Here is a 24,234-nt window from a genome sequence, read left to right on the forward strand (position 1 = left end):
CGCGCCGGCTTTTTGTCGCGGGCTACGGGGAGAGCGTGATCGCGGAGCGCGTGGCCGCCACGCTCGGGGCTGGCAGCCCCTCCGCCAGCGGCGTACGCTGGGCCACGTACCTGCACGCCGGCACGGTCGAGGTTCGCCTGTGGGCGCAACGCTCCCAGGAAGGTTTGCGAGCCGGCGAGGCGGAATCGGCTGTCGCCGAGGCAGCTGCCCGCGTTCGGGAGGCGCTCGCCCCGTGGGTGTACTCCGAAGAGGAGCCGTCCCTCTCCTCGGCGATCGCGTCCCTCGCGCTGCGGCAGGGACGGCGCGTGGCGGTCGCCGAGTCCTGCTCCGGCGGCGCTGTCGCGGCCGCGCTCAGCGGCGTCCCGGGAGCCTCGCGCTGGTTCGCCGGCGGGGTCGTGGCGTATCAGAGTTGGGTCAAGGAGCGCGTGCTGGGCGTCGACCGGGGGATCCTGGACAGCGAGGGCGCCGTGAGCGCGGCCTGCGCGGAAGCGATGGCGCGCGGCGCGCGGGCTTCGCTCAGCGCGGACGTCGTCGTCGCCGTCACGGGCTATGCCGGCCCGGACGGCGGGGACGAGCGCAACCCGGTCGGCACCGTCTACGTGGGCTGGAGCGACTCCACCGGCCAAGGCTCCGTGCGCCGCGTGTTCCACGGCCCGCGTCACGCCGTCCGCGAGCGCGCCACGTGGGAAGCGCTGGTGTGTCTCTGGGCCCGGCTGTCCGGGCTTGCGCCGCCATCGTGACCGGCCGGACTTGAGGGTGTGGGGGGTGGTCCGTCGGATGCGTTCGATCGTGCGACGAGCGTGGCGCGCCTTCGAGCGCTGCGGGCCGCACCTGCGCACGCTGGCGGTGGCCTGGGTGGGCATGGTCCTGGCCGTGGTCCTCCTGGGTCGAGCCACCGTCTCCATCGACGCCTTCCGCGTGGAGCTCGCCGCGTCCTTCGGGCCGGCGGGCGTCACCCGCGTGGAGTTGCCTCCCTTCGGCGAGGTGCGGGCCCGTACGCACCGGGGACCCCTCACGCTGACCGTCACGCTGGCGGACGTGGACCTGGACCTGCTGCGCGCCATGATCGAGCGCGACACCCGTAGCGACGTGCTCCCGCAGATCGAACGCCAATTGCGGTATTCGGGGGAGCGGTTCCTCGTCTGGGTGGTTCTCCTGGGCGGCGCCGGCGGCGCTGCCGGCACGTTGCTTCTGCGCCGGCGCAGCTGGCGCAGGGCAGTCGCCGGGGCCGCGTTCGGCCTCCTGAGCATGGCGGGCGTGGTCGGCTGGAGCTACGCCACATTCGATGCGCGCGCCTTCCGATCGCCGGAGTTCGAGGGCGCCGTCAAGGCGGCTCCGTGGGTCATCGACCTGGTCGGGGAGAGCGTCACCCAGGCGCGCAAGCTGAGCCGCCAGATGACCCTGATTGCGTCCAACCTTTACCAGCTGTTCGGCGCCATCGACACGCTCACGCCCCTCGGGGAGCGCGGCGACCAGGTCGTCGCGATGCTCGTCACCGACGTGCACAACAACCCCGTCGGCGTCGACTTCATCCGCCGCATGGTGCTCGCCTTCCGCCCCGACTTCGTCCTCGACACCGGCGACCTCACCGACTACGGCACGGCGCTCGAGGGTTCCCTGCTGGCCGAGCTGGGCCAGTTGCCCGTGCCCTACGTCATCGTCCCGGGCAACCACGACTCTCCCGAAGAGCTCGCCGAGCTCGGCTCCCTGCCGAACGTGATCGTCCTGCGCAATGGCGAGATCACGGTGCACGACGTGCCGATCGTCGGCGAGGCCGACCCCGCGAGCGCCCGCCTGTCCCCGGCGCTCGGCACCCCGGAGGAGATCGCCATGGAGCGGGACGCCGTCGACGCGGACCTTCGCGCGGCGCCGCAGCCGCCCGCGATCCTCGCCGTGCACAACCCCCAGGTGGCGCTGCGCTTCCTCGGGCGCGCGCCCGTGATCGTCGCCGGGCACACCCACCGCGTCGACCTCCGGCGGGAGTCGGCCTCCGTCTACTTGAATCCCGGCACCACGGGCGCCGCCGGCATCCGCGGTCTGGCCTCGACCCAGGCGATTCCCTATTCCCTCATGATCCTGTATCTCGACCGGACGCCGGACGGGCTCGCGCCGCGCGCGGTCGACGTCGTGGAAGTGACGAGCGTGAGCGGCACGGTGACGCTGCAGCGCCACCTGTTCGCCGTCCCGTCGGGCGCGGGAGCCCCGGCGACGACATGGGTGGACCCGGGCGCGGACGCGCAGCAGGACCCGTAGGCACGAAGGCGAATACATGTTCGTGTTTCGCGCCGGGCTTCGTAGTACGCTAGGGTTGGAAACGGAGCTCGACCGGTCCCGCGGTCTCGTTCACGGTCTCGGAAGGAAAAACGGGCGCCACATGGAAATGCATTCCCAGATTCTGCCAAACCGGAAAGAAGGTCGGACGCCTATGGAGGAACGGCGGCGCGCGCTGGAAATCGCGTTGACGCAGATCGAAAAGCAGTTCGGGAAAGGCTCGATCATGCGCTTGGGCGACACGTCCAAGTTGCAGGTCGAGGTGATCCCCAGCGGATCGCTGGCGCTCGACATCGCGCTGGGCGTGGGCGGGGTGCCGCGCGGCCGCATCCTGGAAATCTACGGGCCCGAATCGAGCGGAAAGACGTCGGTGGCCCTGCACATCATCGCCCAGGCGCAAAAAGCGGGCGGCGTCGCCGCGTTCATCGACGCCGAGCACGCCCTGGATCCTCACTATGCGCAAAAGCTCGGCGTGGACGTGGACAACCTCCTCGTCAGCCAGCCGGACACCGGTGAGCAGGCGCTCGAAATCGCAGACGCCCTCGTTCGCTCCGGCGCCGTCGACATCGTCGTCGTCGACTCGGTCGCCGCGCTCGTGCCGCGCGCCGAAATCGAGGGGGAGATGGGGGATTCGCACGTCGGCCTGCAGGCCCGGCTCATGTCGCAGGCCTTGCGCAAGTTGACGGGCGCCATCAGCAAGTCCCGCACGTGCGTGATCTTCATCAACCAGATCCGCGAGAAGGTCGGCGTCATGTTCGGCAACCCGGAGGTGACGCCGGGCGGGCGCGCGCTCAAGTTCTTCGCTTCCGTGCGGGTCGACGTCCGCCGCGTGGAGACGCTCAAGCAGGGCTCGGAGCCGATCGGCATTCGCGTGCGCGCGAAGGTCGTCAAGAACAAGGTGGCGCCCCCGTTCCGCCAGGCGGAGTTCGACCTGCTTTACGGCTCCGGCATCTCCCGGGAAGGGGACCTGCTCGACATCGGCACCCAGCTCGACATCATCGAGAAGTCGGGCGCCTGGTATTCGTTTGAAGGCGAGCGCCTGGGGCAGGGGCGGGAGAACGCGCGCGACTATCTCCGGGAGCACCCCGACGTCGCGGATCGCATCGAAGCCCGCATCCGCTCGGAGCTCAGCCTCGGCCGCGTGCGCGCGGCCGTCGCCAACGAAGACAGCGCGGCCGACTCTGAATGAACGGGTCGTCGCCGCGGCGCCCGGGGCCCGCCTCGGATGAAGTGAATATGCGCGCGAGGCTGCGGGAGCGGGCCCTGCGCCTTCTCGACCGCCGGCCGTACTCGCGTGCGGCCCTGGAGGCCCGCCTGCTTCGCACTCGTGGCCGCGAGCCGTCCCCGTCGCCGGAGGACGTGGTCGCCGTCGTCGACGAGCTGGTGACCGCCGGGCTCGTGGACGACCAGGCCCTCGCGCGGCAGATCGCGGAGCGCCGGGTCGCGGAGCGTGCCGAAGGACCGGCCTCCCTGTACGCCCGCCTCCGCGCCCGGGGCATCCCCGCCGGCCTGGCCCGGCAGACCGTGGAGGAGGCCTTCGCCGAGATTCCCCCGGACGAGTTGGCACGCCGGGCCCTGGAACGGGTGTGGCCGCGGTACGCCCACCTTCCGCGTGCGGTCGCGGCGCGCCGCGCCCTTGCGCTCCTCTTGCGCCGCGGCATCCCGGCCGACGCCGCCCGTCGCGCGGTGGCTCATCGCGCAGGGATGGAAGGGTTGGAGACGGAACCATACAATCCCTGATGGGGTGATGCCGTGAACTTCGAGCTGGACGACGCTCACCGGCTCCTGCGGGACACCGTGCGCGAGTTCGCCCGGCAGCGCGTGGCTCCGGGCGCCGCGGCCCGCGATCGCGACCACCGTTTTCCCGAAGATCTGATCCCGGAAATGGCGGAATTGGGCCTGTGGGGCCTGCCCTTTCCGGAAGAATACGGCGGAGCCGGAGGCGACACCCTGTCCGTCGCGCTCGCGCTGGAGGAACTCGGGCGGGTCGACGCGTCCCTGGCCCTGACGCTCGCGGCGCACATCTCCCTCGCGGCGATGCCGATCTATCGTTTCGGCACCGAAGCCCAAAAGCGCGAATTCCTCGTGCCCCTCGCCCGCGGTGAGTACCTCGGAGCGTTCGGCCTCACGGAACCGAACGCCGGCAGCGACGCCGGGGGCACAGAGACCACCGCGCGCCGGGACGGCGCCGACTGGGTCATCCGCGGCCGGAAGATCTTCATCACCAACGCGGCGTACGCGGGCGTCGTCGTGACGGCGGCCTCCACCTCTCCTGAAAAGGGAAACCGCGGCATCACCGCGTTCCTCGTTCCCCGGTCGGCGCCGGGCTTCAAAGTGGGGCGCGCCATCGAAAAGATGGGACTGCACAGCTCGGACACGCGTGAGCTTCTGTTCGAAGACTGCCGCATCCCCGCGGATCACGTGCTGGGCGAGGTCGACCGCGGCTTCCCCATCTTCCTCGACACCTTGGATGGGGGCCGTATCGGCATCGGCGCCTTGTCCGTCGGCATCGCGCAGGGGGCCTTCGACGCGGCTCTGGAGTACGCGCGGACGCGGCGCCAGTTCCAGCGGCCGATCGGGCAGTTTCAGGCGATCCAGTTCAAGCTGGCCGAACTCCACGCCCGGATCGAGGCCGCGCGCCTGGCCGTGTGGCACGCCGCCTGGCTGCGCGACCGCGGCCGGCCCTACAAGAAGGAAGCCGCCATCGCCAAGATGTTGGCGTCCGAGCTGTGCGTCGACGCCACGCGGGAAGCGGTGCAAATCCTCGGGGGTTACGGCTACACGCGCGACTACCCCGTCGAACGGTTCTACCGGGACGCGAAGCTGATGGAGATCGGCGAAGGGACTTCGGAAATCCAGAGGCTCGTCATCGCGCGAGAACTCGGACTCTAGGGAGGCGAAGCATGAAGGAACTCCGGGCCGAGATGGCCGGCGTGCTCGTCAGCTTCAGCGTCGCCGCCGGACAGGCGTTCCAGGCGGGCGACGAGGTCGCCGTGCTGGAGTCGATGAAGATGCAGATCCCGATCGTGGCCCCGGAGGGCGGAAGAGTGTCGGAGCTGGTCGCGGAGCCCGGCGCCTTCGTCAACGAGGGAGACGTGCTCTTCCGCTACGAGTGATCCGTTTCGCGACGCACCATGGGGAGGAACGGTCTTTTGGAGGACTCACTCGCCGCCCTTCGCGCGCGCATCACCGCCGGGGGCGCTCCGAAGTATCACGAACGCAACGCCGCACAGGGCAAGCTCTTCGCCCGGGAACGGATCCGGCTGCTGCTGGACCCCGACAGCCGGTTCGAGGAGGATGGCCTCTTCGCGAACGCGCTGGATCCAGAGCTTCCCGCCGACGGGGTGGTGACCGGCATCGGGCGCGTCCACGGCCGGCCGGTCTGCATCATGGCCAACGACTCCACGGTGAAGGCCGGTTCCTGGGGACGTCGCACGGTGGAGAAGATCCTGCGCATCCAGGAGCAGGCGGAGCGCCTTCGCGTGCCGCTGGTCTACCTGGTCGACAGCGCCGGGGCGCGCATCACCGATCAGGTCGAGATGTTCCCCGGCCGGCGAGGCGCGGGCCGCATCTTCTACAACCAGGTGCGCCTCTCTGGGGTCGTGCCGCAGATTTGCCTTCTTTTCGGCCCTTCGGCCGCCGGAGGCGCGTACATTCCGGCATTCTGCGACGTCGTGGTCATGGTGGAGGGCAACGCCAGCATGTACCTCGGCTCGCCACGGATGGCCGAGATGGTCATCGGCGAGAAGGTCTCGCTCGAGGAAATGGGCGGCGCGCGGATGCACTGCACCGTTTCCGGCTGCGGCGACGTCCTCGTCCCGAATGAGGAGGAGGCGATCGCCTGGGCCCGCCGGTACCTGGCGTACATGCCGTCCCACGCCGACGAGGCGCCGGCGCCGGCTCCGGCCGCCGCACCCGGCGGGCGGCGCCGCCTGGCGGAGATCGTCCCGCCGAGCCAGAACGTTCCGTTCGACATGTACGAGTTCATCGACTCGCTGGTGGACGCCGGCACCTTCCTCGAGATCAAGCGGCTCTTCGCGCCGGAGATCATCACCGGGTTCGCCCGCCTCGGCGGTCATGCCGTCGGCATCGTGGCGAACCAGCCGCGGGTCAAGGGCGGCGTGCTGTTCGTCGACTCGGCCGACAAGGCGGCGCGCTTCATCTGGCTGTGCGACGCGTTTAACGTCCCGCTGGTCTTCCTCGCCGACGTCCCCGGCTTCATGATCGGCAGCCGCGTGGAGCGGGCGGGCATCATCCGGCACGGCGCGAAGCTCATCAGCGCCGTGTCCCAGGCCACCGTTCCGAAGTTTTCGGTGATCGTGCGGAAGGCGTATGGCGCCGGCCTGTACGCGATGGCCGGACCTGCCTTCGAACCGGACGCCTGCCTGGCGCTGCCGACGGCGCAGATCGCCGTGATGGGACCGGAGGCGGCCGTCAACGCCGTCTACTACAACCGGCTGCAGGAACTTGAGGGCGAGGAGCGGGAGAGGCTCGTCCGTCAACTTCGAGAGGACTACGAGCGCGACATCGACATTTACCGCCTCGCCTCGGAGCTCGTCGTGGACGACATCGTCGAGCCCGACGCGCTGCGGGACGCGCTGATCGGTCGGCTGGAAGCCCGCCTGCGCCACCCCCGTGGTCCTCGCTGGCAGCGGGGCGTCCCGCCGGTATGAGCGCGCCGGACGTGCGCATCGTCGAGGTCGGCCCGCGTGACGGCCTCCAGAACGAGGCCCGTGCGCTGCCCACGGCGGAGAAGGTCCAGCTGATCGACCGCCTCTCCGCGTGCGGACTGGCCGAAATCGAGGTCACCTCCTTCGTGCGCCCCGATTGGATCCCCAACCTCGCGGACGCCGAGGAGGTCGCGCGGGCCATCCAACGACGCGAGGGCATGGTGTACACGGCCCTGGTTCCCAACGTGCGCGGGCTGGAGCGGGCCAGAGCCTGCGGCTTCACCTCGTTCGCCTTCTTCATGTCGGTGAGCGAGGCCCACAACCGCAAGAACGTCAACCGTTCGGTGGCGGAAAGCCTCGACGAGGCTCGGCGGCTGGCCAGGGCCGCCCAGGGCGCGCGCCTTCGCGCCTACCTCTCCACCGCCTTCGGCTGCCCGTATGCCGGTCCGGTGGACCCGCAGGCCGTGGCCAGCCTGGCGTTCGAGCTCGTGGACGCCGGATACGAAGAAATCAGCCTGGGCGACACCATCGGGGTCGCCACGCCGGCCGGCGTGCGGCGCGTGCTCGAGGCCGTCGCCGCGCGCATGCCTCTGGACCGTGTCGCCCTCCACCTTCATGACACCCGCGGCACGGCCCTGGCCAACGCCCTCGAAGGGTTCCGCCTGGGCGTGCGCGCCTTCGACGGCAGCATCGGCGGGCTCGGCGGCTGCCCGTACGCTCCAGGCGCGGCCGGCAATGTCGCCACGGAGGATCTCGTGTACATGTTTCAGGGCTTCGGGCTGGCCCGCGGCGTCGACCTGCAGGGGCTGGTCGACACCGCGACCTGGCTCGCCGAGCGTATCGGCCGGACATTGCCGGGCCACGTGAGCCGCGCCGGGCTCTCCTGGTGGCCGGGCGCGAGGGCGGAGGAGTGACGCCGATGGAACGCACGTTTGCCGGCGGGGCCGTTCGCCTTCAGCCGGACCGCATCGCCGAAATCCGCATTTGCCGACCGGAAGTGAGGAATGCCTTGAATGCGGCGACCCTCGCCGGGCTTGTCGAGGCTTTCCGTGTCGCGGCCGCCGACTCCCGCATCCGCGTTCTCGTGGTGACGGGCGAGGGGGATGAGGCGTTCTGCGCGGGAGCGGACCTGCGAGAGGTGGCCTCGGCGACCGACGTGTCCGCGCGCCGTCGCTACTTCTCCGGCGTCGCGGAGGTGCTGGAGGCCATGGCCGCCGCGCCGCAGCCGGTGATCGCCAAGGTTCGCGGATACGCGCTCGCCGGCGGCATGGGACTGGTCTGCGGCGCCGACTTCGCCATCTGCGCGGAGACGGCCGTGCTCGGCCTGCCGGAGGTCAACATCGGCCTGTTCCCCATGGTCGTCATGGCGCCCATCCTGCGCGCCGTCGGCCGGCGGGCGGCGTGGGAGCTCCTGACGACGGGCCGGAGGATCCGCGGGGACGAGGCGGCCGCGCTCGGGCTGGTGAACCGCTCCGTCCCGGAGAGCGAACTCGACGAAGCCGTGCAGGATCTGGCCGAGGAGTTGGTCCGCAAAAGCCCCGTCGCGCTCGCGATGGGCAAGGCGGCGCTGTACGCCGTCGACGGGCTGGGGTACCGTCAAGCGCTCGCGGTGCTGCGCGAAATGATCGCGTTGACGGCGTCCAGCGAAGACGCGCGCGAGGGCGTCCAGGCGTTCTTCGACAAACGGCCGCCGGACTGGCCCGGGCGGTAGCGGGCTTAAGCGTCCCGGATCTGTTAATATGAAAGCGGTTCGCCGCATGAATGACGATCGGCGGTCCCCGAACGGAGGACGCGCACCTTGTGGACTGTAGAACCCGCGCGCCTGGATCAGGCCGAAGCGGTCCTGAACGTGCAAAGGGAAGCGTTTCGCGAGAACCAGAAGAATTACCGGATCGTGCTGCCGCCTTTGGCGGAAACTGTGGATGACGTTCGCAGGGCCATCGAGGCCGGCAAGGTGCTCGTCGCCCATCAAGGCGACGAAGTCATCGGCGCCGTGCGGGTCAGCGTGGACGGGGAGACGGCGTCCGTCTCGCACCTGTCGGTCCTCCCGGCCTACGCGCACCTGGCGGTGGGACGATCGCTGATGTTGGCCGCAGAAAAGATGGCGAAAGCTGCAGGAGCAGGCCAGATCGTTCTCGAAACAGGGCTCCGAGATGCGCCGGCCATTGACTTCTATCTGAAGCTTGGCTACCGGCCCATCGAGTTGTTGCCGGACGATGAAACGGAATTCGATCAGGTCCGCTTTCGCAAGCCATTGTGACGGCGCGCAGCGGACAGGCTGGCAGGGAAGGACAACCCTAACGGGAATTGGCCCTTCAGACCAGCCGAGTTTGTTGAGACAATCGAACTGGAACCTGGCATTTGACTGGACTTTGGAGCGTCACCTCGAACCACTCGGTCGTTGGCTTGGCCTGTACATGAAGCAGTACGGGATACGGCGCACCCTCGTCGTAGGGTGCGGGCGGTCTCCACAACCGAGACGGTCTCTGCGGCGAGGCGGGCAAGACCCGCTTTATCGTCGTAAGCGAGTTGAGGTGTCGTCCAAAACCGGTCCTCGCGGATCGGTTTTTCTTGTTCAGTCACCGGGTTCGCCCGGGGGTGAGATGCATGTTGACGATGACCACGATCCTCGTCGCCGTCGTCGCCGCAGCGGCCGGTGTCTGCGCCGGCTACGTCTTGCACCGGCGCTCGTACGAGGCCGCGCTCGGGGCGGCGGAAGAACGGAGTCGCCGCATCGTCGAGGAAGCGGAGCGCAAGGCCGAAGCGATCCTGCGCGAAGCCTCGGTCGAGGCGCGAGAGCAGGTGCACCGGCTGCGCACGGAAGCAGAGGCGGAACTGCGGGAGAAGCGCAGCGACCTCCAACGGCAGGAGCGCCGGCTGCTGCAAAAAGAGGAGCAGCTGGATCGAAAGCTTGAGCAGCTTGAGCGCCGCGAGGAGCAGTACCGCAGGAAGGAACAGGAGATCGAGGAGATCCGGCGCAACGCTGAGGAAGCCCGCCAACGGCAGCTTCTTGAGCTTGAGCGCATCAGCGGCTTGACAAAGGAAGAAGCCCGTCGCCAGATTCTGGAGAGCGCGCGTGAGGAGGCGCAGCGGGAAGCGGCGCAAATCTTCCGCGAGCTGGAGCAGCAGGCCCGTGAGGAGGCCGATCGCGTCGCCCGCGAGATCGTGAGCCAGGCGGTGCAACGTTGCGCCGCCGACCACGTCGCGGAGCTGTCGGTGTCGGTGGTCCACCTGCCGAGCGACGACATGAAAGGGCGCATCATCGGCCGCGAAGGGCGGAACATCCGCACGTTCGAGGCCTTGACGGGCGTCGACCTCATCATCGACGACACGCCGGAAGCCGTCGTGATCTCGGCGTTCGAGCCGATCCGCCGCGAGATCGCTCGGCTGACGCTCGAGAAGCTGATCGCGGACGGCCGCATCCATCCGGCGCGCATCGAGGAGATGTACGCGAAAGCCGAAAAGGAGATCGACAACGTGATCCGCGAGGCGGGGGAGCAGGCCTGCTACGAAGCGCGCGTGCATGGCATGCACCCCGAGCTGGTGCGCATCCTCGGCCGGTTGAAGTTCCGGACGAGCTACGGCCAGAACGTTCTCCGCCACTCCATCGAGGTCGCGCACCTCGCGGGTCTCATGGCCTCGCAGCTCGGCTGCTCCGTGGAGGTCGCGCGCCGCGCCGGCCTGTTGCATGATATCGGCAAGGCGATGGACCATGACATGGAGGGCACGCACGTGCAGATCGGCATGGAGCTCTTGCGGAAGTACGGCGAGAGCGAGGCCGTCGTGCACGCGATGAGCACGCACCACGGCGACTTCGAAGCGAAGTCGGTCGAGGCCGTGCTCGTCACGGCGGCGGACGCCCTGTCGGCCGCGCGTCCGGGCGCCCGGCGCGAGTCGCTTGAGGCGTACATCAAGCGGCTGGAGCAGCTTGAGGCGATCGCCGACTCGTTCGAAGGCGTCGCCAAAGCCTATGCCATCCAGGCCGGCCGGGAGATCCGGATCATGGTCAAACCCGACCAGATCGACGACCTGGAAGCATACCGTGTAGCCAAAGACATCGTGAAGCGGATCGAAAACGAGGTCCAGTATCCGGGCCAGATCAAGGTGACCGTGATCCGCGAGCTTCGGGCGGTGGAATACGCCCGGTAGCTCGACCTTGGGCCGGCGTCTGCCCGCTCCGCCGGGCAGGCGCCGCGACCCGATGGAAGGGGCGATGCCGTTTGACCACAACCGACGCACGGTCTTCCGGAAGCGTTCACCTTCTCATCTCGATGCTCTTGAGGTACCCGGAGGTATCCTCGCTGCACTTCGAGCCGGAAACGAACCTCATGCGGTTCACGTTCCTCTGCCAAGGAAGTCTCCCGTCGGACGAGGTGGCGGAGCTGGCATCCCTCCTGGACGAAAGCCTGGACGCGTACGCGTTCCTCGAGGGCGTCCAGCCGCGCCACCTTTCGCTGCAGCACGAGGTGGTCGACGGCGTCACGGTGCTGGAACTGGAACGGGACGTCGACAGCCTGACGCCGACCGAGATCTCGATGATCATCTCCCTCCTCCGCGACCGCCTGGACGGGAAGCTCGTCGCCGAGGGTCCGACGCCCGGCGAGGAGGAGGAGCAGACGCACCAGGACGAGATCATCGAGTCGCTGCTCGACGATCTCCGCACCACGCGCCAGGTGCAGCGGCTGATCGCCTTCCGCGAGGAAGGCCGGGTTCTCGTCTTCAACAAGTAGTCCTCAACCTGTCAAAGGGGCCCTGCGGTGCGCATCCTGTTCATCGGCGATGTCGTCGGCCGGCCGGGACGCAACCTCCTCCGGCGCCGCCTCCCGGACCTCCGGCGCGAGGTGGGGGCCGACCTCGTCATCGCCAACGGGGAAAACGCGGCCGGCGGGGTGGGCATCACCCCGCCCGTCGCCCGCGAGCTGACCTCGCTCGGCGTCGATGTCATCACGCTGGGCAACCACACCTGGGACAAGCGGGAGCTCGTGCCGGAGATCGACAACCTGCCGAACCTGGTGCGTCCGCTGAACTACCCGCCGGGAACGCCGGGGCGGGGGAGTCTCGTCGCCCGGACCGCTTCGGGCGAACCCGTCGCCGTCCTCAACGCCATGGGCCGAGTCTTCGCCGGCGCCCAGCTGGAGGATCCGTTCCGCGGCCTTGACGAGGAACTGGCCTCGATCCCCGACGACGTCCGCGTCCGCTTCGTCGACTTCCACGCCGAGGCCACGTCCGAGAAGGTCGCCTTGGGGTGGTACCTCGACGGGCGCGTCTCGGCCGTCGTGGGCACCCACACGCACGTCCAGACGGCGGACGAGGTCGTGCTCCCCGGCGGCACCGCCTACATCAGCGACGTCGGCATGACGGGGCCATGGCACTCCGTGATCGGCATCGAGAAGGAGCGCGTGATCGAGAAGTTCCTCACGCAGATGCCCGTCCGCTTCGACGCCGCGTCCGGTCCATGCCAGTTGAACGCCGTCCTCGTGGACATCGACGGGACGACTGGCCGCGCCCGCTCCATTCAGCGCATCTTCGAGCGCGAGCCCCTGGCTCCCGCGTCGGAAGTCACGTAAAATCGGCAACGATGGGCGTCGCGACCGGACGTGCCCGCCCGGGCCCGCCGCGCCCGCCGGTAAGGGGGAACTCGTTTGGACTTTTCGTTGTCGCCCGATCAGCAGGCTGTTCAGGAGCTCGTCAAGGAGTTCGCGGACCGGGAGATCCGCCCGTACATCGCCAAGTGGGACCGCGAGCACCACTTCCCGGAACATCTGCCCCGCAAGATGGGCGAGGCCGGCATCCTCGGCATCTGTTTCCCCAAGAAGTACGAGGGTAGCGGGCTGGACTACATCTCGCTCTGCCTCGCGTGCGAGGAGATCGAGCGCGCCGAGACGTCGTACCGGGAGATCCTGTCGGTGCATGTGGGGCTCACCGGGCTGACCATCCTGCAGTGGGGCACGGAGGAGCAGAAACGGCGCTACCTGCCGGATCTCGCCACGGGCCGCCGGCTCGCCGCGTTCGGCCTCACGGAGCCGGACGCGGGCTCCGACGTGGCCGGCATGAAGTCCACCGCGCGACGCGTCGGCGACAAGTACATCCTGAACGGCAGCAAGACGTGGATCTCATACGCCGACAAGGCGGACGTCTTCCTCGTCTTCGCGAAGACCGACCCGACCGCGCGGCACGAGGGGATCACCGCATTCATCGTGGAGCGCGGGTTCCCGGGGTTCTCCTCCTCCACCATCGAAGGCAAGCTCGGCGTGTGGGCGGGCAACACCGGCACGCTGTACTTCGACAACCTCGAGGTGCCGGTGGAGAACCGCCTGGGCGAGGAGGGCGAGGGCTTCAAGATCGCCATGTCCGCCCTGGACAACGGCCGCCTGACCGTAGCGGCGGGCGCCGTCGGCCTGATCCAGGCCTGCATCGACGCCTCCGTGGCGTACGCGCGCGAGCGCGAGGCGTTCGGCAAGCCGATCGGCCGGTACCAGCTGGTCCAGCAGCTCATCGCGAAGATGGTCCGCGGACGCGACACGTCGCGGTGGGTGACGTACTACGCCGCCTGGTTGAAGAATCAGGGCAAGCGCTGCACGCGCGAGGTGGCGCTCGCGAAGTGGCACGCCACGACCTGCGCCTTCGAGGCGGCCGTCGACGCCGTGCAGGTTCACGGAGCGTACGGGTTCTCCACGGAGTACCCGGTGGAGCGGTACATGCGCAACGCCAAGGGCGCCGTGATCTATGAAGGAACGACGCAGATCCAGGAGATCATGCAGGGCGAATACGCGCTGGGCTATCGCGTGGACCGGCCGTTGCGGCGCGAGTTGCCGGCCTGGCCGTTCGCCGAGGATGAGGAAGGCGACCGCTGATGGCAGCCGGCGTGGACGCCCGGGCTCTTCACCACGACGCCGTGGTCTTCGACGCGCACATCGACACGGTGATGGACTGGACCGACGGCAAGCGGGACTTCGCGACGCGCAGCGACAAGGGCCATGTCGACCTGCCGCGCATGCGCGAGGGCGGGGTGGACGTCCAGATCTTCGCGCTCTTCGTGCCCCCGGAGTACCACCCCGACCGTTCCCTGCCGCGCCTCCTGCAGATGCTGGACGCCTTCTTCCGGGAGCTTGACCGCAATGCCGGCGACCTCGCGCTGTGCACCAACGCCCGGGAGATCGACGCCGCCCTGGCCGGGGGCCGCATCGCGGCGATCCTGTCCATTGAGGGCGCCGAGCCCATCGGCACGGATCTCGCCCGGCTGCGGGTGTTGCACCGCCTCGGCGTGCGGGCCATGGGCCTCGTCTGGAACGGGCGCAACGCCGTCGGCGACGGGATCGGCGAGGTCCGCACGAACGGCGGCCTGACCACGTTCGGCATCAAGGTCGTCGAGGAGATGAACCGGCTCGGCATGATCGTGGACGTCTCGCACCTGAACGAGCCGGGCTTCTGGGACGTGGCGGCCGTGTCGACGAAACCGTTCATCGCCAGCCATTCGAACTGCCGCGCGCTCTGCGACCATCCCCGCAACCTCACCGACGACCAGATCCGGGAGCTCGCGAAGGCGGGCGGGGTCATGGGGCTCAACTTCCACCCGGGATTCATCCACGAAAGCGGCAGGGCCACGCTGGACCAGCTGCTCGACCACGCGGAGCACGTGCTGCAGCTCGTCGGACCGGACCACCTGGGTCTCGGCACCGACTACGACGGGATCAGCACCACGCCCGAAGGGCTCGATGACGTGTCCCGCCTGCCGCGGTTCACGGAGGGACTCCTCGCCCGCGGCTACGACGAGACGACCGTGCGCAAGGTCCTCGGCGGCAACTTCCTGCGCGTCGTCCGGGAGGTTCTGGGGTGACGCCGCCCGCCCCGGCGCGCGGGCGCGTGGATCTCCACGCGCACAGCACGGCCTCGGACGGGCGGCTGCGCCCGGCCGAGGTCGTGCGTCTAGCGGCCGAGGTCGGGCTGGCGGGCGTGGCGCTGACCGACCACGACACCCTCGACGGCGTCGAGGAGGCGCGGGAGGAAGCGCTGCGCCTCGGCATCGAGTTCGTTCCGGGCGTGGAGCTGTCGGCCTCGTACGGCGACGTCGAGGTCCACATCCTGGGCTACTTCGCCGACCCGGCCGACGAGCGCCTCGCCGGCCTCCTGCGGGAGATGCGGGAAGCGCGCCGCGGCCGCATTCGTGCGATGGTCGAACGCCTCCAGCGGATGGGCGTGCCCGTGAAACTGGAGGAGGTCCTCGCGGAGGGCGGGCACTCGAGCGGCCGGCCGCACATCGCTCGCGTGCTCGTGCGCAAGGGCGTGGTGGCCGATGTGCCCGAGGCCTTCGAGCGCTTCCTGGCGGAGGGCCGCCCGGCGTACGTGCCGCGCGCCAAGCTGGACGCCGTCGAGGCCTCGCGCGTCCTGCGCGCGGCCGGCGCGGTGCCCGTCTGGGCGCACCCGGGCGCGCACGCCGGCAGCGAAGGGTTGCTGGATGCCCTGCGAACGGCCGGGCTCGGCGGCATCGAGGTCTGGCACCCGGAACACGATCTGCCCACCAGCCGGTCGTGGCATCGCGTCGCCCTGGACTGCGGGTTGATCGCCACCGCCGGCTCGGACTTCCACGCCTTCGAAGAGCGGGTTCCCCTCGGCACGTACTCCGTCCCCCTGGACACCGTGCGCGCCCTCCGCGCACGCGCCACGCGCCCCGAATAACCTCAACCGCAGCCGGCATACTATGGGTCGACCGGAAATCGTGGCCAAGCCATGGGGGTGGCGACCATCGCGGCCGACAGGGAACGCGCCCGCGCGCTCGACGACCATGCTTGGACGGACGCCGCGGCCGACCCCAGCCTGGTCGAGCGGGTTCGGCAGCTTGAAGCCAGGCTTCACGTGCTTCGCGTGAGCCGGCGGGTCCTGATGAACATGCTCATCCAGGCGGAGCGCGAGCACCGGGCGCGGTTGACGGCGCTGGAATCCCGCAACCGGCGGTTGGCCCGGGCGAACGCGCGGCTGGCGGAGCGCGTGCTGGAGACTCGCGTGCGGGCCGTGCGGGCTCGCGGCGAAAGCCGGGAAGGATTCGCGCCGGGCGTGCAGAACGACTGACCTCGCGGACGACCGCCACCGTGGGGACGATGCCGATGGACGAACGGACGGAAGCCTCCTTCGTTCCGCTGGACGACGTGTGCCGCCGCCTGGCGCTGCCGCCGGCGGCTGTGCGTGCGCTGCTGGAGGCGTTCCCCGACATCGGCGCCGTCGAAGTCCAGGGGGAGACGCGCGGCCTGTCCGCGGAGGCTTTTGCGCGGCTGCGCGCGGCCGCGGCGGGGCGCGCCGCGGGCCTGGACGATGCCCACATCCGCCAGCTCATCGCGTCCGCTGCCGGGGAGGTCGCGACGACCGCCGCGGAGCCGGACGCCAGCCTTCACGAACGCCTCGAGCAACTCGCTCAAGCCCTCCTGCGGAGCGAGGAACGGCGCGTATCCGACCACGATCGCCTGATGATGGCCCTCATCCGCACACAGCAGGAGATCCAGCACCTGCGTTACGAGCTCGCCGCGGCCCGTTCCCGCAAGGAACGCCGCAAAGGTTTCTGGGCGCGCCTCCGTCGCCGGTGACGCCGTTGCAGGGCGGCCGCGCGGCGAGGTCGGCCGGATGGAGGAGGAGCTGGACGTCGCGCAGGTCGCCGTCGTACCAGACCACGGCCACCCACGCCAGCGGGCCTCGCCCGAGCAGGGCGCCGCGGGTGCGGGGCTCGGGGCCGCGACAGCCGCTGACCCCCACGCGCGTGATGCCCGCCGCCGGCGCAGGCAAGCGGGCCAGCCCGCGGCACGCGACGCCGCGGCCGGGGAAGGCGAGTTCCCACACGAATGCGGCCGGCAGTCCGGAAGGCCGTTCGAACGTGATGTCCGACTCCCACACGCCGTCCCCGTCGCCGCGCACCCGCACCACGACCGTCCAGCCCTCTCCCTCGGCGGCCAGGCGGACGGCGAACGGTTCCTGCTGGCGCGCGCGCCACAGGCCCAACGCGACGCCGTAGGCCGCGACGGCGACGAGGATCAGGGCCCACGCCCAGCGCGCACCGTGGCTCATGCCACGATCGTATGCAGCGTGTGGTAAAGTATGGAGCAGCATTGTCCACGATCGACGACAGGGGGATCCCATGTCGGACCACGCGCGCACGGATCCGTTGACCTGGCCGCGCAAGAACCGTCCGGAGGACATCGCCGCAAGACAGGCGGCGCTCCGCGCCCTGCCCCACTGGGAGCCGCTCGTGGACGTCTTCGAGTTCCCGTTCGAGTCGGGCGCGGCGCCGTTCCTCCACGCGATGGAGCTGCTGACGGGCTACGTCGCCCTACCGGTCGGCGTCGTCGGCCCGCTGCCCATCTCGCTCGGCGTGTACGAGCGGGACGAACGCGGCGACCCGCGGGAGGTGGACCGGCGCGAGGAGCGAGTCTTCGTGCCGATCGCGCATACGGAAGGCGGGCTTTCCGCGTCGATGCAGCGGGGCGTCATCGCCGCGGCCATGTCCGGAGGGTTCCGCACCTTCGTCCTGCACGACCGCATCACCCGCGACTCCTGCTTCTTCTTCGACAGCACGGCGGACGCGGTCGCTTTCGCGCGTTGGATCGAGACGCAGGCCGAAGCCATGCGCGACTGGCTTCTGGATCCCGCCAACCCCCTGCGCGGCGCCCGCAACGAGGGCGGCGTGGCACCGATCTCCCGTCACGCGGTGCTGCGGGAGGTCCGCACGCACGTCGTCGGAGCGTACTGCCACGTGCTGTACCGCTTCACCACAGGGGACGCGTGCGGACCGAACATGATGACCCGAAACGCGTACGCCCTGAACCGCTGGTTCGTCCCTGAACGCGCGGCGGCCGCGGGGGTGCCGGTGCCGCGCGACTTCGTTCTGGAAGCCAACATGGGCGGCGACAAGAAACCCAGCTACCTGTACTACCAGGAAGGCCACGGCAAGACGGTGATCGCGGAGACGACGCTCACGCGCGCCGCCCTGACGCGCGTGCTCCGCGTCGCGCCCGAGCGTGTCGTCGAGCTCGAGCGCGCCGGCGCCCACGGAAGCCACGCGAGCGGCATGCAGTCGCTCGCTTTCACGCCGGCTTCGGCGATCGCGGCGATCTTCGCGGCGACCGGCCAGGATCTCGGCATGGTCGGCACGAGCAGCATGGCCCACGGCGTCGTCACGCCCGTGGAAGATGGCCTGCACTTCTCCATCCGCTTGCCCGGACTGGAAGTGGCCACCGTGGGCGGAGGGACCGGCCTGCCGCACGCCCGGTCGTACCTGCGCCTGATGGGCTGCGAAGGACCGGGCTCCGTCTTCCGGTTCGCGCAGATCGTCGCCGCGGCCACGTTGGCCCTGGAGATCTCGGCCACGGCGAGCATGGCCGTCGAGGGCAGCGAGAACTTCTACCGCGCCCACTGGGAGCGCGGGGGACTGCGGGGGCGCGTCGAAGGGAGCACGGCCACGTGATTCGGCTCTTCCCGAAGATTGAGGACGACCTCTTCCTCGCCCTGTACCACAAGGCACGGCGCAGCCAGTGGACCTCCGCGGACGTGGACTGGGACGCGCCCCTGCGCCTCGGCGACCGCCAGGCCAGGGCCCTCGCCCGCATCCTCACGCCGGTGTACCTGGGCGAGCAGGCGGCCATGCTCGGCGCCGCGCGGGTCGTGCCGCAGCTGGCCGACGCGCACGAGACGTCGGCCCAGCTCTACGTCTCGACCTTCCTCATGGACGAGGCGCGCCACTTCGAGACGCTGACCAAGCTCTATCGCACGCTCGGCCACGACCCGATCCGGCTTCGCGAGATGCCGGAGTCCCTTCGGTACCACCACCGCCTCGTGACCGGCGACCGCTTCGACTGGGTGTGGGGCATCCTCATCAGCGACATCTTCTCCAGCCTGTTCTACCAGACGTTCGCGCGCGCCCAGCCGGACGCGCTGTTCGGACGCATCTCGACGAACATCCTCACGGACGAGTCGCGGCACAAGGCCTTCGCCCACTACTACCTGCGGTGGGCGGTGCCGCGCCTGCCCGAGGAGCGCCGAGAGGGCCTGCGCCAGATGAAGGAAGAGCTCCTGCAGACCATGAAGGCCATGTACCGGCACTTGCAAGAGGACAGCAAGGCGCTGGGGATCGACGGGGACGAGTTCTTCGAGCGGTTGACGTCGCACATCGAGACGCACGCGCGTCGCATCGGCATCGAGGGCCGCGGCGCCGACCCCGACGATCCGGACCTGGGCGCGGCCGGGTCCGGCGAGGCGCGGCCCGCCGCGGGCGGCAAGCCGATGCCGCCGGGCGGCTGGACGCAGTTCTTCCGCATGCTGCTCGGCCTTGAGCCGATCCCCGGCGCCCTGGTCGGGCCGGGCGGCCGGCCGCTGACGGCGGCGCAGGATGCACAGGAACGGAGCGCCGGCCGGGAGCCGCGCACCTCCGCGCGGCGCCCCGGCGGATGGGCGCTGGGGTTCAAGGAGAGCGCCCGCGCCGCCGTGACGGCGTGCGCCGGTTGCGCGGTGGCGCTGCTGTGCAGAAGTCGCCTGGTACGTTCCGCGAGCGGCGGATAGAATGGGTCGGGGTGAGTGCCGTTGCAGCAGGCGCGAATGGGTGACGTCATCCAGGAGGGTCTCGTCTATGACGGCGTGGCCTACCGGTATGACGCCAACGTCGTGTTTCTCGGTTTCATCGACCGCACGGTGAACGCGGAGGGTCGCAAGTTCACGGTCTGGTGCAGCGTTCCGCATCGCTTCGCCGTCCGTCTCGACGACGGCCGCATCGTGGAGATGACGGTCACGTCGCTGGACGAGGACGGCCGCATGGAGTACGAGCTCAGCTCGGTGCGCTCGCCCGCGTGAGCGGTTGATCCTCCGATCCGCGCCGCCGCTCGCGGCGCTTCCGGCGTCGGCATGAAGGGGGTGCCCTGCCATGTCCCGTTTGGGTCCGGGCTCCAAGTATTTCATTTACACCTATGGCTGCCAGATGAACGAGCGCGACACGGAAATCATCGCCGGCTTCCTCGAGGAGATGGGCTACGTGCCCGCGGAGAAGCCGGAGGCCGCCGATCTGGTGCTGTTCAACACGTGCGCCATTCGCGAAACCGCCGAGCAGCACGTGTACGGAGAGATCGGCCGATTGAAGGCCGTCAAGGACGAGCGGCCCGACCTCGTCATCGGCCTCTGCGGTTGCATGGCGCAGGAGAAGGAGACGGTGGAGTGGATCCAGCGCCACGCTCCGCACGTCAACCTGATCTTCGGAACGCACAACATCCACGAGTTGCCGGACATCCTCGCGCGCGCGGCGGACACGGACCAGCTGGTGGTCGACGTGTGGAAGAGCGCCGGCGACGAGGTCGTGGAGAACCTGCCCTCCAAGCGCCTCGACGGCGTCAAGGCATGGGTCAACATCATCTACGGGTGCGACAAGTACTGCACGTACTGCATCGTGCCGTACACGCGCGGGCGTGAGCGCAGCCGGCGGCCGGAGGACATCCTCCGGGAGATTCGCGCGCTCGCCCTGCAGGGGTACAAGGAGGTTACGCTGCTCGGACAGAACGTGAACGCCTACGGGCGCGACCTCGGCACGGGCTACGACCTCGCCGACCTCCTCGCCGACGTGCAGAAGATCGACGGCATCCGCTGGGTGCGCTACCTGACCTCGCACCCGTGGCAGTTCACGCAGAAGCTTATCGACGCCGTTGCGGCGAACGACAAGGTCTGCGAGCACTTCCACCTGCCGGTGCAGTCGGGGAACAACCGCATCCTGCGGAAGATGAACCGCCACTACACGCGGGAGGAGTATCTCGACCTCATCCGCCGCATCCGCGAAGCCATTCCGAACGCGAGCATCACGACGGACATCATCGTCGGCTTCCCGGGCGAGACGGAGGAGGAGTTCCAGGACACGCTCCGGCTGGTCGAGGAAGTCGGATTCGACAACGCGTTCACGTTCATCTACTCGCCGCGCCCGGGGACGCCGGCGGCGGTCTGGAACCGCCGGGACCCGACGTCGCTGCAGGAGAAGAAGGAGCGGCTGCAGCGTCTCAACGAGTTGCAGTACTCGCTCCAACGCAAGAAGAACGAGCGGCTCGTCGGGCAGCGGATGGAGGTCCTCGTGGAGGGCCCGAGCAAGAAGAATCCCGCCAAGCTGTCGGCGCGCACGCGGACGAACCGCATCGTCCTGCTCCCGTTCGAAGACGGGCTGCAGGGCCGTTTCTGCGAGGTTGAGATCACGCGCGCGCACACGTGGTACCTGGAAGGCCGGCGCACCGGCGAGCCGTTGCCCGACGGGCGCCGCTCTCGCATCGCCGTGTACAACTGACCCGTGTGCGCTTGCGAGGAGGAGCCGCCACTCGCTTGTCGACGGAACCGCGCACGCCCATGATGCGCCAATGGCATGAGATCAAGCGGGCGTTCCCGGACGCCCTGCTTTTTTTCCGCCTTGGCGACTTCTACGAGTTGTTTTACGAGGACGCGGAGGTCGGCGCCCGCGAGCTGGACATCACGTTGACGGGCCGCGACGCCGGGGCGGAGGGGCGCGTGCCCATGTGCGGCGTGCCCTACCACAGCGTGGAGCAATACCTCTCGCGCCTCGTCGCCCGCGGGTACAAGGTCGCGATCTGCGAACAGGTGGAGGACCCCAAGTCGGCCAAGGGCCTGGTCGAGCGGCGGGTCGTCCGCGTCGTCACGCCGGGCAGCCGCATCGAGGACAGCCTCCTGGACGCCCGGGCGAACGTGTACATGGCGTCGGTGGCGCGCGCGCGCCAGCGGGGCCGCACCGCGTGGGGCGTGGCGCTCGCCGACGTGTCGACCGGCGAGCTGATCTGCGCCGACGCAGGCGACAACCCGTGGGAACTGCTCTCCGCGTGGGACGTCGCGGAGGTCGTCCTTCCGGAGAGCCTCGCCGGCGAGGACGCCGAGGCGGGAGCGCGCGCGCTCGGCGCCAGCGTCACGCGCTGGCCGGACCGCCATTTCGACCCCGGCCACGCGACGGAGTTCCTGTGCCGGCACTTCGGGACGATCACGCTGGCCGGCTTCGGGGTTCCCGACCGGTCGCCGGAAGCGGCGGCCGCCGGCGCGCTCCTCGCCTACGTGGAGCACACGCTGCAGGGCCGGGCCTCGCAGACGACGGAGCTGCGCCGCTGGGAGGGGGAGGACGCGCTCAGGCTGGATCCCGCCACGCGGCGCAACCTCGAGATCCGCCAGCGCCTGGACGGCTCCTTCCACGGCAGCCTGCTCTGGGCCATCGACTTCACCATGACGCCGCTGGGCGCGCGTCTCCTGCGCCGCTGGCTGGACTTCCCCCTGCGGGATCGCCGCGTCATCGAGGCGCGCCTGGAAGCGGTGTCGGCGCTCGTCGAGGACGGCACGGCGCGCGCCGCCATCCGCGCGGCGCTGCGCGGCGTGCAGGACGTGGAGCGCCTGGTGGCGCGCGTGGCGACGGGCCGCGCGACGCCGCGCGACCTGGCCGCGTTGCGCGAATCGCTGCGCGCGTCGGAGAGGGTCCTTCAGGCGGCCGGCCCGGCCGTCGCGGGACTCCTCGCGGAGCACGCGGACGCGCTGCAGCCGCCGCGCGACGTGCTCGACCGGTTGGAGACGATCCTCACCGAGCGCCCGCCGGTGAGCGTCAGCGACGGCGGGGTGGTGCGGGAAGGCGTGTCGGCCGAGCTCGACGAGCTCCGCGCGCTGCAACGCGACAGCCGCGCCACGCTGGCGCGCATGGAGCAACGGGAGCGCGAGCGCACGGGGATCCGTTCCCTCAAGATCGGCTACAACAAGGTGTTCGGCTACTACATCGAGGTCACGCACGCGAACCGGGACGCCGTGCCCGCGGATTACGTGCGAAAGCAGACGCTGGCGAACGCGGAGCGGTACGTGACGGGCGAGCTCAAGGAACTCGAGGACCGCCTGCTCCACGCCGCCGAGCGCGCCCTGCAACTGGAAGCCGAGATCTTTCGCGACCTGTGCGCTTCGGTGGCGGCACGCGTGGCCGCGTTGCAGCGCCTCGCCCACGCCCTGGGCGTCTTCGACGTCGTCGCCGGCTTCGCCGAGCTCGCCGCCGCCCGCGGTTACGTGCGCCCCGCGATCTGCGAAGAACCGGTGCTGGAAGCGGCCGCGCTGCGCCACCCGGTCGTCGAGGCGCTCCTGGGACCCGGCCGCTACGTGCCCAACGACGTGCGCATGGACGCCGACCGCCGCTTCCTCCTGCTCACAGGCCCGAACATGGCGGGCAAGTCCACGTACGCGCGCGCTGTGGCCCTCTGTGTGCTCCTCGCCCAGATCGGCAGCTTCGTCCCGGCCTCGTTCGCGCGCATCGGCCTCGCGGACGCGATCTTCTCGCGAATCGGCGCGAGCGACGACCTCGCCGCCGGCGAGTCGACGTTCATGCGCGAGATGGTGGAGACCAGCCGCATCCTGCGCCAGGCGACGGAGCGCAGCCTCGTCGTCGTCGACGAGATCGGCCGCGGGACGAGCACCTACGACGGCCTCGCCATCGCGTGGGCAGTGGCGGAAGACCTGATTCTGCGCATCCGCGCGCGCACCGTGTTCACCACGCACTACCAGGAGTTGACCAGCCTCGAAGGCCGGCTGCCGGGGGTGCAGAACTTGACCATGGCGGTGGAGGAACGTCCGGAGAGCGGGGAGATCGTGTTCCTGCACCACGTGCGCCCCGGCGCCGCGGACCGCAGCTACGGCGTCCACGTGGCGGCGCTCGCCGGGCTGCCCGAGGCGGTTCTCGCGAGGGCGCGCGAAGTGCTGGCGTCCTTGGAAACGGGCGGGCAGGGCCGGGCGTGGCCCGCGTCCACCGCTCCCGGCGACGTCCCGGCGCCGGTCGCGGCGGCGGCGGAGGCGGCACAGGCAGACCATCCAGGCGCCCCGGCAGCGGCTTCGCAGCTCAGCCTCTTCGGCTCCGTGGGGGCGGAACGCCGCGCCGCGCACCCTCTGGAACGCCTGCTGCGCGCGCTCGACCCGGACGGCCTGACGCCACGGGAGGCCCTGAACCTTTTATACGAGTGGAAGCGCCGTTTCGGTAGGGAGGAGCGGCCATGAACCGCATCCGCATCCTCGACAGCCGCACGGCGGACCAGATCGCGGCCGGGGAGGTCGTCGAGCGGCCGGCGTCCGTGGTGAAGGAGCTCGTCGAGAACGCGCTCGACGCCGGAGCGAGGCGGGTCGTGATCGAGATCGCGGGCGGCGGCGCGCGCGAGGTCACGGTGCGCGACGACGCCGAGGGCATGACGCCGGAGGACGCGAGGCTGGCGCTGGAGCGGCACGCGACCAGCAAGATCCGCCGGCTGGAGGACCTGCAACGGCTCGCCACGTTGGG

Annotated in this window: 25 protein-coding genes; 24 read left to right on the forward strand and 1 reads right to left on the reverse strand. The window is 70.0% G+C overall.

Translation table 11 applies throughout. The features are described 5' to 3' along the window. The 18 genes from IRZ18_01980 to IRZ18_02065 form a co-directional block, all read left to right on the forward strand. A partial coding sequence (locus tag IRZ18_01980) for a nicotinamide-nucleotide amidohydrolase family protein (GenBank protein ID MBX5475879.1) occupies window positions 1–740 on the forward strand: 740 nt, incomplete at its 5' end. Window positions 741–789: 49 nt separating this feature from the next. Then, window positions 790–2,253 carry a metallophosphoesterase gene (locus IRZ18_01985; protein ID MBX5475880.1) on the forward strand — a complete coding sequence of 488 codons (1,464 nt, stop codon included), beginning with the start codon at window positions 790–792 and terminating at the stop codon, window positions 2,251–2,253. Between the two features lie 172 nt (window positions 2,254–2,425). Then, complete coding sequence (recA, locus tag IRZ18_01990; GenBank protein ID MBX5475881.1) at window positions 2,426–3,460, forward strand: recombinase RecA; 1,035 nt, start codon at window positions 2,426–2,428, stop codon at window positions 3,458–3,460. Window positions 3,461–3,507: 47 nt separating this feature from the next. After that, window positions 3,508–4,011: a RecX family transcriptional regulator gene (locus tag IRZ18_01995; protein MBX5475882.1), complete on the forward strand. Its 504-nt coding sequence runs from the start codon at window positions 3,508–3,510 to the stop codon at window positions 4,009–4,011. Window positions 4,012–4,023: 12 nt separating this feature from the next. After that, entirely contained in the window at window positions 4,024–5,163 is a 1,140-nt protein-coding gene (locus tag IRZ18_02000) for an acyl-CoA dehydrogenase family protein (protein ID MBX5475883.1), read from the forward strand. A gap of 11 nt (window positions 5,164–5,174) precedes the next feature. Beyond that, entirely contained in the window at window positions 5,175–5,387 is a 213-nt protein-coding gene (locus IRZ18_02005) for an acetyl-CoA carboxylase biotin carboxyl carrier protein subunit (GenBank protein MBX5475884.1), read from the forward strand. An 18-nt stretch (window positions 5,388–5,405) separates the two neighbouring features. After that, entirely contained in the window at window positions 5,406–6,944 is a 1,539-nt protein-coding gene (locus tag IRZ18_02010) for an acyl-CoA carboxylase subunit beta (protein ID MBX5475885.1), read from the forward strand. Then, window positions 6,941–7,855 carry a hydroxymethylglutaryl-CoA lyase gene (locus IRZ18_02015; protein MBX5475886.1) on the forward strand — a complete coding sequence of 305 codons (915 nt, stop codon included), beginning with the start codon at window positions 6,941–6,943 and terminating at the stop codon, window positions 7,853–7,855. Before IRZ18_02010 ends, IRZ18_02015 begins: the two co-directional genes overlap by 4 nt. A 5-nt stretch (window positions 7,856–7,860) precedes the next feature. Then, complete coding sequence (locus tag IRZ18_02020; protein ID MBX5475887.1) at window positions 7,861–8,652, forward strand: enoyl-CoA hydratase/isomerase family protein; 792 nt, start codon at window positions 7,861–7,863, stop codon at window positions 8,650–8,652. 87 nt (window positions 8,653–8,739) lie between these two features. Next, a complete protein-coding gene (locus IRZ18_02025) occupies window positions 8,740–9,201 on the forward strand; it encodes a GNAT family N-acetyltransferase (protein MBX5475888.1) in 462 nt (153 codons plus the stop codon). 347 nt (window positions 9,202–9,548) lie between these two features. Then, entirely contained in the window at window positions 9,549–11,090 is a 1,542-nt protein-coding gene (rny, locus tag IRZ18_02030) for a ribonuclease Y (GenBank protein ID MBX5475889.1), read from the forward strand. A 71-nt stretch (window positions 11,091–11,161) separates the two neighbouring features. Next, window positions 11,162–11,671, forward strand: coding sequence for a hypothetical protein (locus tag IRZ18_02035; GenBank protein MBX5475890.1), 510 nt, complete (start codon window positions 11,162–11,164; stop codon window positions 11,669–11,671). A 27-nt stretch (window positions 11,672–11,698) separates the two neighbouring features. Next, a complete protein-coding gene (locus IRZ18_02040; GenBank protein MBX5475891.1) occupies window positions 11,699–12,508 on the forward strand; it encodes a TIGR00282 family metallophosphoesterase in 810 nt (269 codons plus the stop codon). Between the two features lie 75 nt (window positions 12,509–12,583). Then, the gene (locus IRZ18_02045) at window positions 12,584–13,795 is read left to right on the forward strand and encodes an acyl-CoA dehydrogenase family protein (GenBank protein ID MBX5475892.1); all 1,212 of its coding nucleotides are present in this window, start codon (window positions 12,584–12,586) and stop codon (window positions 13,793–13,795) included. Next, window positions 13,795–14,778, forward strand: a complete 984-nt coding sequence (locus IRZ18_02050; protein MBX5475893.1) for a dipeptidase — start codon at window positions 13,795–13,797, stop codon at window positions 14,776–14,778. Before IRZ18_02045 ends, IRZ18_02050 begins: the two co-directional genes overlap by 1 nt. Continuing rightward, window positions 14,775–15,617, forward strand: coding sequence for a PHP domain-containing protein (locus IRZ18_02055; GenBank protein MBX5475894.1), 843 nt, complete (start codon window positions 14,775–14,777; stop codon window positions 15,615–15,617). The genes IRZ18_02050 and IRZ18_02055 overlap by 4 nt, the downstream gene beginning before the upstream one ends. Window positions 15,618–15,668: 51 nt before the next feature. Next, a complete protein-coding gene (locus tag IRZ18_02060; GenBank protein MBX5475895.1) occupies window positions 15,669–16,007 on the forward strand; it encodes a hypothetical protein in 339 nt (112 codons plus the stop codon). A gap of 35 nt (window positions 16,008–16,042) precedes the next feature. Continuing rightward, window positions 16,043–16,516 carry a hypothetical protein gene (locus tag IRZ18_02065; GenBank protein MBX5475896.1) on the forward strand — a complete coding sequence of 158 codons (474 nt, stop codon included), beginning with the start codon at window positions 16,043–16,045 and terminating at the stop codon, window positions 16,514–16,516. Here the strand turns inward: IRZ18_02065 and IRZ18_02070 are convergent. Then, entirely contained in the window at window positions 16,410–16,991 is a 582-nt protein-coding gene (locus IRZ18_02070) for a hypothetical protein (protein ID MBX5475897.1), read from the reverse strand. The two genes, IRZ18_02065 and IRZ18_02070, sit on opposite strands and share 107 nt — an antisense overlap. Before the next feature lie 70 nt (window positions 16,992–17,061). Between IRZ18_02070 and IRZ18_02075 the strand changes: the two genes are divergently transcribed. From IRZ18_02075 to IRZ18_02100, 6 genes are all read left to right on the forward strand, one after another. Continuing rightward, entirely contained in the window at window positions 17,062–18,387 is a 1,326-nt protein-coding gene (locus IRZ18_02075; GenBank protein ID MBX5475898.1) for a 3-hydroxy-3-methylglutaryl-CoA reductase, read from the forward strand. Next, window positions 18,384–19,478 (forward strand): long-chain fatty aldehyde decarbonylase, encoded by a 1,095-nt coding sequence (locus tag IRZ18_02080; GenBank protein ID MBX5475899.1) that lies wholly within the window; start codon window positions 18,384–18,386, stop codon window positions 19,476–19,478. Before IRZ18_02075 ends, IRZ18_02080 begins: the two co-directional genes overlap by 4 nt. Window positions 19,479–19,499: 21 nt before the next feature. Continuing rightward, entirely contained in the window at window positions 19,500–19,766 is a 267-nt protein-coding gene (locus tag IRZ18_02085; protein ID MBX5475900.1) for a hypothetical protein, read from the forward strand. 70 nt (window positions 19,767–19,836) lie between these two features. After that, window positions 19,837–21,228, forward strand: a complete 1,392-nt coding sequence (gene miaB, locus IRZ18_02090) for a tRNA (N6-isopentenyl adenosine(37)-C2)-methylthiotransferase MiaB (GenBank protein ID MBX5475901.1) — start codon at window positions 19,837–19,839, stop codon at window positions 21,226–21,228. 59 nt (window positions 21,229–21,287) lie between these two features. Continuing rightward, complete coding sequence (mutS, locus tag IRZ18_02095) at window positions 21,288–23,957, forward strand: DNA mismatch repair protein MutS (GenBank protein ID MBX5475902.1); 2,670 nt, start codon at window positions 21,288–21,290, stop codon at window positions 23,955–23,957. Further along, the coding region (locus IRZ18_02100) for an ATP-binding protein (GenBank protein ID MBX5475903.1) at window positions 23,954–24,234 on the forward strand (281 nt) is incomplete at its 3' end. The genes mutS and IRZ18_02100, both read left to right, overlap by 4 nt.

This window comes from Clostridia bacterium, assembly GCA_019683875.1.
In the GTDB taxonomy this organism is placed as follows: Bacteria; Bacillota; Sulfobacillia; order RBS10-35; family Bu92; genus Bu92.

Bases quoted from the DNA above. Each gene is read 5' to 3' on its own strand.
- recA (MBX5475881.1), top strand. From the start codon at position 2,426: ATGGAGGAACGGCGGCGCGCGCTGGAAATCGCGTTGACGCAGATCGAA.
- IRZ18_01995 (MBX5475882.1), top strand. From the start codon at position 3,508: ATGCGCGCGAGGCTGCGGGAGCGGGCCCTGCGCCTTCTCGACCGCCGG.
- IRZ18_02005 (MBX5475884.1), top strand. From the start codon at position 5,175: ATGAAGGAACTCCGGGCCGAGATGGCCGGCGTGCTCGTCAGCTTCAGC.
- IRZ18_02010 (MBX5475885.1), top strand. From the start codon at position 5,406: ATGGGGAGGAACGGTCTTTTGGAGGACTCACTCGCCGCCCTTCGCGCG.
- IRZ18_02015 (MBX5475886.1), top strand. From the start codon at position 6,941: ATGAGCGCGCCGGACGTGCGCATCGTCGAGGTCGGCCCGCGTGACGGC.
- IRZ18_02020 (MBX5475887.1), top strand. From the start codon at position 7,861: ATGGAACGCACGTTTGCCGGCGGGGCCGTTCGCCTTCAGCCGGACCGC.
- rny (MBX5475889.1), top strand. From the start codon at position 9,549: ATGTTGACGATGACCACGATCCTCGTCGCCGTCGTCGCCGCAGCGGCC.
- IRZ18_02050 (MBX5475893.1), top strand. From the start codon at position 13,795: ATGGCAGCCGGCGTGGACGCCCGGGCTCTTCACCACGACGCCGTGGTC.
- IRZ18_02060 (MBX5475895.1), top strand. From the start codon at position 15,669: ATGGGGGTGGCGACCATCGCGGCCGACAGGGAACGCGCCCGCGCGCTC.
- IRZ18_02065 (MBX5475896.1), top strand. From the start codon at position 16,043: ATGGACGAACGGACGGAAGCCTCCTTCGTTCCGCTGGACGACGTGTGC.
- IRZ18_02070 (MBX5475897.1), bottom strand. From the start codon at position 16,991: ATGAGCCACGGTGCGCGCTGGGCGTGGGCCCTGATCCTCGTCGCCGTC.
- IRZ18_02075 (MBX5475898.1), top strand. From the start codon at position 17,062: ATGTCGGACCACGCGCGCACGGATCCGTTGACCTGGCCGCGCAAGAAC.
- miaB (MBX5475901.1), top strand. From the start codon at position 19,837: ATGTCCCGTTTGGGTCCGGGCTCCAAGTATTTCATTTACACCTATGGC.
- mutS (MBX5475902.1), top strand. From the start codon at position 21,288: ATGATGCGCCAATGGCATGAGATCAAGCGGGCGTTCCCGGACGCCCTG.